Source organism: Sphingomonas xinjiangensis (assembly GCF_014199255.1).
GTDB classification, from domain to species: domain Bacteria; phylum Pseudomonadota; class Alphaproteobacteria; order Sphingomonadales; family Sphingomonadaceae; genus Sphingomonas; species Sphingomonas xinjiangensis.
The window spans coordinates 235,235-247,444 of the sequence record NZ_JACIJF010000001.1; the positions used below are offsets into that span (position 1 = coordinate 235,235).

At 65.6% G+C, this 12,210-nt stretch carries 15 protein-coding genes; 10 read left to right on the forward strand and 5 right to left on the reverse strand.

Features of this window, described 5'->3' with window-relative positions; translation table 11 throughout:
- Positions 1–55: 55 nt before the first annotated feature.
- The 4 genes from FHT02_RS01240 to FHT02_RS01255 all read right to left on the reverse strand — a co-directional run bounded on the left by FHT02_RS01240 (position 56) and on the right by FHT02_RS01255 (position 1,707).
- Positions 56–283 carry a DUF2842 domain-containing protein gene (locus FHT02_RS01240; protein ID WP_343056789.1) on the reverse strand — a complete coding sequence of 76 codons (228 nt, stop codon included), beginning with the start codon at positions 281–283 and terminating at the stop codon, positions 56–58.
- On the reverse strand, positions 265–819 hold the full coding sequence (locus FHT02_RS01245) for a 5-formyltetrahydrofolate cyclo-ligase (RefSeq protein ID WP_184083416.1): 555 nt from the start codon (positions 817–819) through the stop codon (positions 265–267). The genes FHT02_RS01240 and FHT02_RS01245 overlap by 19 nt, the downstream gene beginning before the upstream one ends.
- 400 nt (positions 820–1,219) lie before the next feature.
- Positions 1,220–1,519 carry a cell division protein ZapA gene (locus tag FHT02_RS01250; protein ID WP_184083419.1) on the reverse strand — a complete coding sequence of 100 codons (300 nt, stop codon included), beginning with the start codon at positions 1,517–1,519 and terminating at the stop codon, positions 1,220–1,222.
- Positions 1,519–1,707, reverse strand: coding sequence for a hypothetical protein (locus FHT02_RS01255; protein ID WP_184084207.1), 189 nt, complete (start codon positions 1,705–1,707; stop codon positions 1,519–1,521). Before FHT02_RS01255 ends, FHT02_RS01250 begins: the two co-directional genes overlap by 1 nt.
- A 130-nt stretch (positions 1,708–1,837) precedes the next feature.
- Here FHT02_RS01255 and tkt point away from each other — a divergent pair, with 130 nt between their 5' ends.
- The 4 genes from tkt (at position 1,838) to FHT02_RS01275 (ending at position 7,181) form a co-directional block, all read left to right on the forward strand.
- The gene (tkt, locus tag FHT02_RS01260) at positions 1,838–3,805 is read left to right on the forward strand and encodes a transketolase (RefSeq protein ID WP_184083421.1); all 1,968 of its coding nucleotides are present in this window, start codon (positions 1,838–1,840) and stop codon (positions 3,803–3,805) included.
- Positions 3,802–4,809: a type I glyceraldehyde-3-phosphate dehydrogenase gene (gap, locus tag FHT02_RS01265; RefSeq protein ID WP_184083423.1), complete on the forward strand. Its 1,008-nt coding sequence runs from the start codon at positions 3,802–3,804 to the stop codon at positions 4,807–4,809. The genes tkt and gap overlap by 4 nt, the downstream gene beginning before the upstream one ends.
- Before the next feature lie 56 nt (positions 4,810–4,865).
- On the forward strand, positions 4,866–6,059 hold the full coding sequence (locus FHT02_RS01270; RefSeq protein ID WP_184083425.1) for a phosphoglycerate kinase: 1,194 nt from the start codon (positions 4,866–4,868) through the stop codon (positions 6,057–6,059).
- 219 nt (positions 6,060–6,278) lie between these two features.
- Positions 6,279–7,181 (forward strand): fructose bisphosphate aldolase, encoded by a 903-nt coding sequence (locus tag FHT02_RS01275; RefSeq protein WP_184083427.1) that lies wholly within the window; start codon positions 6,279–6,281, stop codon positions 7,179–7,181.
- 8 nt (positions 7,182–7,189) lie between these two features.
- Here FHT02_RS01275 and FHT02_RS01280 read toward each other — a convergent pair whose 3' ends face one another.
- Positions 7,190–7,933 carry a DUF72 domain-containing protein gene (locus FHT02_RS01280; RefSeq protein ID WP_184083429.1) on the reverse strand — a complete coding sequence of 248 codons (744 nt, stop codon included), beginning with the start codon at positions 7,931–7,933 and terminating at the stop codon, positions 7,190–7,192.
- On the opposite strand from FHT02_RS01280, the gene thiE reads away from it, so the two are divergent.
- From thiE to FHT02_RS01310, 6 genes are all read left to right on the forward strand, one after another.
- Entirely contained in the window at positions 7,932–8,627 is a 696-nt protein-coding gene (gene thiE / locus FHT02_RS01285; RefSeq protein ID WP_184083431.1) for a thiamine phosphate synthase, read from the forward strand. The genes FHT02_RS01280 and thiE overlap by 2 nt on opposite strands.
- Before the next feature lie 107 nt (positions 8,628–8,734).
- Positions 8,735–9,718: a L,D-transpeptidase family protein gene (locus FHT02_RS01290; protein WP_343056790.1), complete on the forward strand. Its 984-nt coding sequence runs from the start codon at positions 8,735–8,737 to the stop codon at positions 9,716–9,718.
- 76 nt (positions 9,719–9,794) lie between these two features.
- Positions 9,795–10,310 (forward strand): M23 family metallopeptidase, encoded by a 516-nt coding sequence (locus tag FHT02_RS01295; RefSeq protein ID WP_184084211.1) that lies wholly within the window; start codon positions 9,795–9,797, stop codon positions 10,308–10,310.
- A gap of 75 nt (positions 10,311–10,385) precedes the next feature.
- Positions 10,386–10,949: an elongation factor P gene (gene efp / locus FHT02_RS01300; protein WP_184083433.1), complete on the forward strand. Its 564-nt coding sequence runs from the start codon at positions 10,386–10,388 to the stop codon at positions 10,947–10,949.
- Positions 10,949–11,266: a cupin domain-containing protein gene (locus FHT02_RS01305; protein WP_184083435.1), complete on the forward strand. Its 318-nt coding sequence runs from the start codon at positions 10,949–10,951 to the stop codon at positions 11,264–11,266. Before efp ends, FHT02_RS01305 begins: the two co-directional genes overlap by 1 nt.
- Positions 11,266–12,087, forward strand: coding sequence for an inositol monophosphatase family protein (locus FHT02_RS01310; RefSeq protein ID WP_184083437.1), 822 nt, complete (start codon positions 11,266–11,268; stop codon positions 12,085–12,087). The genes FHT02_RS01305 and FHT02_RS01310 overlap by 1 nt, the downstream gene beginning before the upstream one ends.
- Positions 12,088–12,210: the final 123 nt, after the last annotated feature.

A 12,210-nucleotide genomic window follows, 5' to 3' on the forward strand; every position in this document is an offset into this window, starting at 1 on the left:
ATCGGCCCAGGCCTCCGCCGGGGAACTGCATTGCTCGGTGGTACGCCTGGTAACCTCAGGCGGCGCGCCAGTGGCCGGTTTCCATCCAGCGCAGCAGTGGCTTGAGCGGCGCGATCCACACGATTCCCAGCACCAAATAGACCGCGCACTGCGCCAGGACGGGCAGGGTGCCGATCTGGCCTGAAAAGCTGGCGACCAGGATCACCCACACGAAGATCAGTGCGAGGATGGCGAACATACCGGCGGGCTTGCGCCAGCTGGCCTTTACCGGTTCGCGTGCCACAGCATGCCTTTCTCGGTGATGATCGCCTCCAGCGGTACGTCCCAGATGTCGGCGGGGATTGCGGGTGCTTCCTGCACCGACCAGGCGATGCCGACGCGCCAGGCATCGGGATAGCGGGCAAAAGCGCGATCGTAATGGCCGGCGCCCTGACCGAGGCGGTTCAAGCGGGGATCGAAGCCAACCAGCGGCGTGAGGATGATGTCGGGCGCGACTTCGGGCTGCGTCAGCGCAGGCTGCCGCAAGTTGAAGGGGCCATCGACCAGCGCCTCGCCCACGTTCCAGGCGAGGAACCGGATCGGTGTAGCGCGATCCACCACATGGGGCAAAGCCAGGGCGCAGCCGCGCTCCAGGGCGGCCGCGGCAAGCTGGCTCGGGTCGGCCTCGCTGCCAACGGGAAAATAGGTGGCGACGGTTTGGCCCGGGCGCAGGCGATCAAGGAAAGCAGCCGGCGCGGTGATCGCCTGGGTACCTTCGCTAGCGAACAAGTCGCGCGCAGCGCGGAGCCTGGCGCGCAGGACCGGCTTCTCAACTGTCATGGATGGGGTGGCGGGACCGCCATGGTCGTTTGCCAGAATATCCTCCGACGCCCGTTACGTCAGGTGGGAACCATGTGCCGCAGACCAGGATCTGCACAGGGACAGCTCCCATGGAAGATGAATAGCCTCAGGGATATGCCAAGGCTCGTGCCGGGCAGTTCCCGCCAGGAATGTATGTAGGGGATTGAGGGGAGCGGTGCAACCGGGATGGTGTAAAAGCTTGGGTGCTGAGGCGGCGATTTGAGGCAGAAGGCGTCACAGTGCACGATGCACCACGTGCAGTTCCCCCGGCGAAGGCCGGGGCCCAGTTTCGATGAAGCTGAAGCGGCTCCCCGCTTTCGCGAGCCGGCTGCAGCTGGGCCCCAACCTTCGCCGGGGAACTGCGTCGTCTGCACTCGGCCTAGGGTGCCGCGTCTTCTTCCAGCGCAGTGGCGACGGCTTCGAGGCGGTCGGCTATGGCGTCGAGCAGGGCGTTGGGCGCACTTTGGGGTGCAGCCTCCTGAGCCTCGTCGAGAAGGTCGGCGAGGATCAGCGACAGATAGACCAACGTGCGCTCCGCGCTCATCCCGCCCGAGGCACGCTGCGCGGCAGGGGAATGCTTTTGCAGCATCTTTTCAAGGCGGCGCAGATGCGGTTCGTCGCCATCGCGTGCCGCGACCACGTAACTACGGCCGGCGACAGTCAGCGTGATGTCGGCCATCAGCCCTGATCCCCATCGGCGGACTCGTGCGCGAGCAGGGCGTCGATCGACGCCAGCGCTTCCTCCACCGTGCCGCGCAGCCGTGCATGGCGCTGGCGCAGGCGTTGCTCTTCGTGGGTGCGGGCGTTCGCCGCGGCTTCGATACGGGCCAACGCCTGTTCGATGCGGTCTGCTGCTGTTTCAGGCATCACTGTATTTGGGAATAGGTACTGGCCGGGAGAGCGGCAAGTCCCCCCTTCGTTTCGATTGCGGCCAGCCGGTTGACGCGCGGGCGCATGCGGACCAAAGGCGTCCGCGACCAACCAAGGGGGAGTTTCGATGGCTGCGTCCTTCACCGACTGCGCGAACGCGATCCGCGCACTCGCCATGGATGCCGTGGAGGCCGCGAACTCGGGGCACCCGGGCATGCCGATGGGGATGGCCGACGTCGCCACGGTGTTGTTCCAACGCTATCTCAAGTTCGATCCCGCGGCGCCTAAATGGGCCGACCGCGACCGCTTCGTGCTGTCGGCGGGGCATGGATCGATGCTGCTCTATTCGGCGCTGCACCTCACCGGCTATGCCCAGCCGACGCTGGACGACATCAAGCGCTTCCGCCAGGTCGGCAGCCCGTGCGCGGGGCACCCCGAGAATTTCGAAATGCCAGGCATCGAAGCGACCACCGGGCCGCTGGGCCAAGGGCTGGCGATGGGCGTTGGCATGGCGATGGCCGAGCGGCACCTTAACGCGGTGTTCGGCAACGATCTGGTCGACCATCGCACCTGGGTGATCGCCGGCGACGGCTGCCTGATGGAGGGCATCAACCATGAGGCGATCGGGCTTGCGGGGCATCTGAGGCTCGACCGGTTGATCGTGCTGTGGGACGACAACAAGATCACCATCGACGGATCGGTGTCGCTGTCGTCGAGCGAGGACATCCCGGCGCGCTATCAGGCAACCGGCTGGCATGTGGTCGAGTGCGACGGGCACGATGAGCTGGATATCGTTGCGGCAATCGAAGAAGCGCTGTCGGACGACCGCCCGTCGCTGATCCGTTGCCGCACGATCATCGGCAAGGGCGCGCCCAACAAGCAGGGCACGTCCAAGGTGCACGGTTCGCCGCTGGGCAAGGACGAAGTGAAGCTGGCGCGCGAGGCGCTGGGCTGGACGCATCCGGCGTTCGAGATCCCCGCCGATATCCGCGACACCTGGCTAGCAGCCGGTAAGCGCGGCAAGCAGCCGCACGCCGATTGGGCCAAGCGGCTGGAGACCCACCCCGACCGGATCGGCTTCGAAAGCCGCGACGATGTTCCCGTCGACCTGTTGCGGCCCTTTGTCGAGCAACTGCTCGCCAATCCGCAGAAGGTCGCGACCCGCAAGGCGTCCGAAATGGCGCTAGAAGCCGTGAACGCGCTGGTGCCCGCGACGATCGGCGGTTCGGCCGATCTGACCGGCTCGAACAACACGCTGACCAAGAACCTGCATGCGCTGACCGCCGCCACCTATGACGGGCGCTATGTCTATTATGGCATTCGCGAGTTCGGCATGGCGGCGGCGATGAATGGCATGGCGCTGCACGGGGGCGTGATCCCCTATGGCGGCACCTTCCTGGTATTCTCCGACTATATGCGCGGCGGCATCCGCTTGTCGGCGTTGCAGCAGGCCCGGGTCGTTTACGTGATGACGCACGATTCGATCGGGCTGGGCGAGGATGGCCCGACGCACCAGCCGATCGAGCATCTGATGAGCCTGCGGATGATCCCCAACCTGCATGTCTATCGCCCGTGCGACACAGTCGAGACGGCGGAGTGCTGGGAATTGGCGCTGTCGAACACCGACGGGCCGTCGCTGATGGCGCTGAGCCGGCAGAACCTGCCGCAGCTGCGCACCGAGGCGGCCGAGAACCGCACCGCACGCGGCGCCTATGCGCTGCGCGAGGCGGAGGCGCCACGCAAGGTGGTGCTGATCGCCACCGGCTCCGAAGTCGAGATCGCCGTCGCGGTGCGCGACGAACTGGAAGCGCAGGGGATCGGCGCCGATGTGGTGTCGATGCCGTGCTGGGAACGCTTCGAGATGCAGGACGCGGACTATCGCCGCGACATCATCCCACGGGACGCGCTCAAGGTGTCGATCGAGGCAGGCTCCACCTTTGGGTGGGAGCGGTACACCGATATCGAGGGACTGCGCTTTGGCGTGGATGTGTTCGGCGCATCGGGTCCCTATCTGGGCCTGTACGAGCAGTACGGCCTCACCGTGGGCGCGATCGTGCCCAGGATTCTCGCCAAGTTGAACGGAGAACAAGCATGACGAAGGTTGCGATCAACGGGTTCGGACGCATCGGCCGGCTGGTGGCGCGCGCCATCCTGGAGCGGCCGGACAGCGGGCTGGAGCTGGTGACGATCAACGACCTGGCCGACGCCAAGTCGAACGCATGGCTGTTCAGCCGCGACAGCGTGCATGGCAAATATCCCGGCACCGTCACCGCCGAGGGCGATGACCTGGTCATCGACGGCAAGCACATCAAGGTGACCAAGGAGCGCGATCCCGCCAACCTGCCGCACGCCGCCAATGGCGTGGAGCTGGTGCTGGAGTGCACGGGCTTCTTCACCACCCGCGACGATGCGCAGAAGCACATCGATGCCGGTGCCAAGAAGGTGCTGATCTCCGCGCCGGGCAAGAATGTCGACCTGACGGTCGTGTACGGCGTCAACCACGACAAGCTCGAAGCCGGACATACGATCGTTTCGAACGCGTCGTGCACGACCAACTGCCTGGCGCCGGTGGCCAAGGTGCTGAATGACGCGATCGGCATCGAGCGCGGGCTGATGACCACCGTCCACGCATATACCAACGACCAGAAGATCCTCGACCAGATCCACCCGGACCTGCGTCGCGCCCGCGCTGCGGCGATGAACATCATCCCGACCACCACCGGTGCCGCGCGCGCCGTGGGTGAGGTGCTTCCGGAACTGAAGGGCAAGCTCGACGGATCGGCGATCCGCGTGCCGGTGCCGGACGGCAGCCTGGTCGACCTGACCTTCACGCCCAAGCGCGACGTGACTCGCGACGAAGTGAACGCCATTCTTAAGGCGGCGTCCGAGGACGGCCCGCTCAAGGGCGTGCTGGTGTACTCGGATGAACCGCTGGTTTCGATCGACATCGTCCACACGCCGGCGTCCTCGACGGTCGACAGCCTCGAGACCGCGGTGATCGACGGCAAGCTGGTGCGCGTGGTCAGCTGGTACGACAATGAATGGGGCTTTTCGAACCGGATGGTCGACACCGCCGGCGCGATGGCGAAGCTGGGCTGAACACTTCCCCTCCCGCTCGCGCGGGAGGGGTCCTTATCGATTGATGTGAGGGGCAGATGGCGCGCAACTTCAAGACGCTGGACGACATGGGCGACATCGCCGGCAAGCGGGTGCTGGTCCGCGAGGATCTGAACGTGCCAATGGCCGATGGTGCCGTGACCGACGACACCCGGCTGCGCGCCGCGGTGCAGACGGTGGCCGAGCTGTCGGACAAGGGCGCGATCGTGCTGGTGCTCGCGCATTTCGGCCGGCCAAAGGTGCCGACGCCGGAACTGTCGCTGGCGCAGCTGACCAAGCCGTTCTCCGAAGTGCTGGGGCGCCCGGTGCGCTACATCGATTGGGAGGGCGATGCGGAGAATGTCGCCACGCTGCAGCCGGGCGATGTCGCGGTGCTGGAGAATACGCGCTTCTTTGGCGGCGAGGAAAAGAACGACCCCGCCACGGTGGACCGCTTTGCGGCGCTCGGTGACCTGTACGTCAATGACGCCTTCTCCGCAGCGCACCGTGCGCATGCCTCGACCGAGGGGCTGGCGCACAAGCTGCCCGCATTCGCCGGGCGGCAGATGGAAGCCGAGCTCGACGCGCTCGACAAGGCGCTGGGCAATCCCGAGCATCCGGTCGCGGCCGTGGTCGGCGGGGCCAAGGTGTCGACCAAGCTGGACGTGCTGCAGCATCTGGTCGCCCAGGTCGATCACCTGATCATCGGCGGCGGCATGGCCAACACCTTCCTCGCGGCGCGCGGCGTAAACGTCGGCAAGTCGCTGTGCGAGCACGACCTGACCGGCACGGCCGAGGCGATCCTGGACGCCGCCGACAAGGCGAACTGCACCGTACACCTGCCCTACGATGTCGTGGTGGCCAAGGAGTTCGCGGCCAACCCGCCGAGCCTGCGCACCGTCAATGTCCATGAAGTAGGCGAGGACGAGATGATCCTCGACATCGGCCCTGCGGCGACCGAGGCGCTGGGGGACGTGCTGAAGAATTGCCGCACGCTGGTGTGGAACGGGCCACTGGGTGCGTTCGAGACGCAGCCATTCGACACCGCCACCGTGGCACTGGCGCGGACCGCGGCGGCGCTTACCAAAGAAGGTTCGCTGGTGTCGGTAGCGGGGGGTGGCGACACGGTCGCGGCGCTCAACCAGGCTGGTGCCGCGGGTGACTTCACCTTCGTGTCGACAGCCGGGGGTGCGTTCCTGGAATGGATGGAGGGCAAGGCGCTCCCCGGAGTCGCGGCGCTGGCGCGCGGCTGAAGGTCGCACCTTCATAGCTGGTGCCCGTGTTGCGGCGCAGCACCGTACCTTTTGAAGACCAATTAGGTGCAAAAAACGGCTGAAATCAGCCGTTCGTGCGTATATGAGGCTCATTCATCCTTTGGCTAGCGTTGTCAGGGTTCTCAGCCCTGTGCCGCGCTGCAATAGCCCGGCAGGCAAGCGAATCACGGGTTCGCAACGATCTGCAAAGGGACGTGCATGAACACTGCCGAGATGACCGCGAAGATCGCCCAGGGCAAAGGCTTCATCGCCGCGCTGGACCAGAGCGGCGGTTCCACCCCCAAGGCGCTTGCCGGTTATGGGGTGCCTGAAGACGCCTGGTCGACGGACGAGGAGATGTTCGGGCTGATCCACGCGATGCGCGCGCGGATCATCCAGTCGCCCGCCTTCACCGGCGACAAGGTTATCGGCGCGATCCTGTTCGAGCGGACGATGGACGGGGATGTCGGCGGGAAGCCTGCGCCGGCTGCGCTGATCGAGCGCGGCGTGGTGCCGTTCATCAAGATAGACAAAGGGTTGGAAGCGGAGGCCGACGGCGTCCAGCTGATGAAGCCGATCGCGGGACTCGACACGCTGCTGGCGCGTGCCAAAGGGCTGGGCGTGTTCGGCACCAAGGAACGCTCGGTGGTGAACCTCGCCAACCGCGACGGCATTGCCGCCGTGGTTCGGCAGCAGTTCGCAGTGGCGGCGCAGGTCGCCGCGGCAGGACTGATGCCGATCATCGAGCCCGAAGTGAACATCAAGAGCCCCGAACGCGCCGAGGCCGACGCAATGCTGCGGGATGAGATCCTGACGGCGCTCGACGCGCTACCCGAAGGCGAGCAGGTGATGCTCAAGCTGTCGATCCCGGCTCATCCCGGATTGTTCGACACGCTGGTTGATCATCGCAAGGTTCTTCGCGTGGTTGCGCTGTCTGGCGGGTATGCGCGGGCCCAGGCCTGTGCCGAGCTGGCAAAGAACCGCGGCATGATCGCGAGCTTCAGCCGCGCGCTGCTGGAGGATCTGCGTCACGGGATGAACGACGCGGCGTTCGACGCGGCGCTGGCCAGTGCGATCGACGAAATCTACACGGCATCGATACAGAAGGCCGGAGCCGCCTGACCGGTCGCTCAGCGCGCGGTCTGGCCGATCATCGCTTTCAGCGTCAACGCGTCCTGGATGGCCGCGCCATCGATATCGTTGTTGAAATAGGCCCAGACCGTTCGCCCGCCGCGTGCCTGCTCCGCCATCCAGTCGGCCCAGCCGAGCAGCTCGTCCTCGGCATAGCGGCCCCAATATTTGCCCTGGCCACCATGGAAGCGAACATAGGCGACTGGGCCAACTGCAAGCTTGGGGCTCTGAAGGTCGGGCATGTCATGCGCGCAGAAGCCGGCGCCGTGGCGTTCCAGCAGCGCGAAGACGGCGTCGGTGTACCAGCTTTTGTCGCGGAACTCGAAGACGTTGGTCACATCCTTGGGCGCCAGTTGAAGGAAGCTGTCGAGCCGCTCAAGGTTGAGGCGGAAGCGCGGCGGCAGCTGGTAGAGGATGGGGCCGAGCGTTGCACCCAGGTGACGGAAGGGCGGCATCATGCGCTGGAGCGGCTCCTCGCAGTCCTTCAGCTTCTTGGCCTGGGTGAGGAAGCGGTTGGCCTTCACCGCATAGCGAAACCCGGGCGGCGCCTGCGCGGCCCAGGCGTCGAAGGTCTCGGCCTTGGGCAGGCGGTAGAAGCTGTTGTTGATCTCGACCGTGTCGAAATGCTCGGCATAGAAGGCGAACCAGTTCTTGACCGCAAGCTTGTCGGGGTAGAAGCGGCCACGCCAATGCGGGTAGATCCAGCCGGAACACCCGATGTGAATTGCCGCGGAGCCTTGCATGAACGATCCTGAAATTGTCGACCTGGACGAAGAGAACGCATTGGTGGGCTTTGCGGACAATTTCGTGCGGGACAGTCGGCGCCCCGCCTGTCAGCTCTACCTGATCTCACCGCTGGACGTGAGCGGCGCGTTTCCCGACCGGTTGGCGCGGGCGCTGGATGCCGGCCCCGTGGCGGCGTTCCAATTTCGGGTGAAGGATGTGGATCAGCATGAGGCTGCGCGGCTTGCCGAGCCCCTTCAGCGAATCTGTACGGACCGCGAGGTGGCGTTCATCGTCAATGACAGCATCAGTCTGGCCAAGCGGCTGGGCGCGGACGGTGTGCATCTGGGGCAGGACGACGGCGACCCCCGGGAAGCGCGCTCGGTGCTCGGGCCATCGGCGCAGGTCGGGGTGACTTGTCACGGCAGCCGTCACCTGGCGATGGAAGCCGGCGAGGCCGGGGCGGATTATGTCGCGTTCGGTGCCTTCTACCCCACCACGACCAAGGAAGCGCGGCACCGGGCCGAAACACCGCTCCTGAGCTGGTGGACGACCGTGTTCGAGATCCCGTGCGTGGCGATCGGCGGGATCACGCCGGGCAATGCCGCGCCGTTGATAGCTGCCGGGGCGGACTTCATCGCGGCATCGAGCGCGATATGGGGCGGGGACGAGGCCGCAGCGGTGCAGGCGTTTGCCGAGGTGCTGAAGGGCTGAAACTGGCTCTAAGTGAAACAAAGCCGGTACCCGCGTCGTTCTTCGGCCTGACTTAGGTTGGTTCGGAGTATCTTGTGCGTAAACTGTTCGGTGTTGCTTCCCTTGCCTTGATCTCCCTCGCGCCCGCGATGGCGCAGCAGCCCAAAGACACCAAAAATGGGGGCAAACCGCCGATCGACTGGACGGTGATGCATGCGCAGGTGATCCTCGATCGGCTCGGCTTCTCACCCGGCATCATCGATGGTCGCGAGGGCCAGTCGCTCACCGCCGCACTGAAGGGGTTCCAGGAGACGCGCGGGCTGACCACGAGCGGCGAGCTCGACCGCGCCACGCTGGGCGCGCTGCACCAGTACCGCCAATGGCGGCCGGCAGTGAAGATGGCGGTGCCCGACGCGGCGCTGCAGGGCTTCTTCGTCAATCCGGTGCCCAAGGACCCCGAGGAACAGGCTAAGCTGCCGTCTATCGGCTATAGCCGTCCGCTCGAGAAGATGGGCGAAATGTTCCACACCACGCCCGAGGTGCTGGTGGAGATGAACCCCGGCGGCGGAAAGATCGAGCGCGGCGCGGTGTTCCTGTTCCCGAACGTCGCAGCCCAGTCGCGCGACTATGAGGGCGAGGACATCAAGCCCGAGTGGCGCCAGACGCTGAGCGACTTGAACGTCGATGCCAAGCAGCCTGCCGCCGACCATCTGGTGGTCGACAAGTCCGAGAAGGTGCTCAAGGTCTTCGACAAGGATGACAAGCTCGTCGCGCAGTTCACCGCGTCGATGGGCAGCGAGCATGATCCGCTGCCGATCGGTACGTGGAAGATCAACGTCGCCGATACTAATCCCAAGTTCCACTTCAACCCCGACTTGTTCTGGGACGCGAAGGCCGGCGACGAGAAGACGCTGTTGCCTCCGGGGCCGAACGGCCCGGTGGGCGTGGTGTGGCTCGACCTGTCCAAGGAGCATTACGGCATCCATGGGACCCCCGAGCCGCAGAATATCGGCCGCACTGAAAGTCATGGCTGTATCCGGTTGGCGAACTGGGACGCGGCGCGGCTGGCGCTGATGATCAAGCCCGGCGCCAAGGCCGTGTTCCAGGAGTGATGGCGTGACGCGCGGCAGGTGGGTCGGCTGGGGACTGGCGGCGCTGCTGCTGGTCCTGGCCGTGGCCTACCTGTCGATGGTGCGGATCACTGTCCTGCCGCGCGACCCGGCGCGGCCGGCGGTGGCGACTTCGCAGACGATCCAGGCCGAACCGGTCGATCGCCAGCCGCTGGTGGTGCCGGTGGAGGGGATCACCCGGCGCCAATTGAGCGATACCTGGGGCCAGAGCAGGGCCGGGGGTGCGCGCGAGCACCACGCGATCGATATCATGGCGCCTCGTGGCACCCCGGTGCTCGCCGCCGCCAGCGGGCGGGTCGAAAAGATCTTCGAGAGCGGCAATGGCGGCCACACCGTCTATGTGCGGCTGCCCGACCAGCGGACGGTCCATTACTATGCGCATCTCGACCGCTATCTGGCGGGCGAAGGGCAGGTGGTGCGACAGGGGCAGCCCATCGCCACCGTCGGCGACACGGGCAGCGCCACGGGCGCACCCCACCTTCATTTCGAGATCAAGACGATGCGGCCGGGCGAGCGGTGGTGGCAGGGAGTTAACGTCAATCCCTATCCGCTGCTGATGCGTGGCGGTGACTGAGCGGCGCTTGCGAGGATGGCCGCGCCCGGCTAAGGGGCCGACTTCGGCTCTTTCTCAGCTTACAGGTCTCGGATCATGAAGATCAGCGGCGTGGACATCCGTCCCGGCAACATCATCGAATATGAAGGCGGCATCTGGCGCGCCGTCAAAATCCAGCACACCCAGCCTGGCAAGGGCGGGGCGTATATGCAGGTCGAACTCAAGAACCTGCGCGACGGGCGCAAGAACAATGTCCGGTTCCGCTCGGCCGAGACGGTGGAGCGCGTGCGCCTGGACACCAAGGATTTCCAGTTCCTGTTCGCGGACGGCGAGACGCTGACCTTCATGGACAAGATCACCTACGACCAGACCACGCTGCCACGCGACCTGCTCGGCGACGCGGCTGCCTTTCTTCAGGACGGCATGGACGTGGTGATGGAGCTGTATGACGAGGATCCCATCAGCGTGCAGCTGCCCGACACGATCGAGGCGACGATCGTCGAGGCCGACGCGGTGGTGAAGGGGCAGACCGCCTCGTCCTCGTACAAGCCGGCGCTGCTCGAGAACGGCGTGCGCGTGATGGTGCCGCCGCACATCGCGTCGGGAACCCGGATCGTCGTCGATGTGTACGAACAGACCTACGTCCGCCGCGCGGATTGATGCCTGAAATCATTCAAGATGCGCGCACCTTCCGGGCCAACCGCCCGTGGGGTGCGCGCGACCTGGTCGAGATCGAGGGCGCAACCGCGCGCCTGCACTGGACCGACCAGCCTTATCAATGGCACATCAACGACGGTGCCGAACTGTTCTGCGTCGTCGATGGTGCGGTGGACATGCACTATCGGCAGGATGACGGCGAACATGTCGTGCGGCTGGATGCCGGTGACATGTTCGTGGCAGGCATCGGTGACGAGCATGTTGCGCATCCCCTGGGCGAAGCCCGCATCCTTGTCTTCGAGCGTAAGGGCTCTGTCTAATGGTCGCCCACTCCGGTATCATCACCGTCATCGAACGTGCCGCCCGCAAGGCGGGGCCGCGGCTGCGCCGTGACTTCAACGAGGTCCAGCACCTCCAGGTCAGCCGCAAGGGGCCGGCCGACTTCGTGTCGATTGCCGATCGACGCGCCGAGGACACGCTGATCGAGGAGCTGCAAAAGGCGCGGCCCGACTGGGGTTTTCTGGTCGAGGAGCGTGGCGAGATCGCGGGCGATCCCGACCTGCCGCGCTGGATCATCGATCCGCTCGACGGCACGTCCAACTTCCTCCACGGCATCCCCCATTTCTGCATGTCGATCGCGGTCGAGGATCCGCGTGGTACGCAGGGCAAGCCCGAGATCACCCATGGCTATATCTATCAGCCGCTGACCGATGAGAGCTTCTGGGCCGAGAAGGGGCGGGGCGCCTGGTTGCAGGACCAGCGGTTGCGCGTCTCTGCGCGGCGCGACCTGCCCGATGCGCTGATCGCGACGGGCATTCCGTTCATGGGCCATGGCAATTTCGCTGAATGGACTCGCATCTTCGGTGCGGTTGCGCCCGAAGTCGCCGGCATCCGCCGGCTGGGCGCCGCGGCGCTCGACCTGGCCTGGGTGGCCGCGGGGCGCTTCGACGGGTTCTGGGAATCGGACCTGAAGCCGTGGGACGTTGCGGCGGGCATGCTGCTGGTCAAGGAAGCAGGCGGCTTCGTCACTGACTATCGCGGGCAGGACATGGCGCGCGAACGCAACCAGTTCCTCGCCGCCAACGACGTGCTGCATTCCAAGCTGCACAAGCTGGTCGCGGGCGCGCTGCGCAACAACTGACCTGATCACCGGCGGTTCTGCCGCCGACTCCTATTTTTCAGATGCAGGCGCTGCCGTTCGCGGTGGCGCCTGTTTGCATGCGCCGGCGATTGTTACATCTTATTATTGCGAGTGATTCTCAGG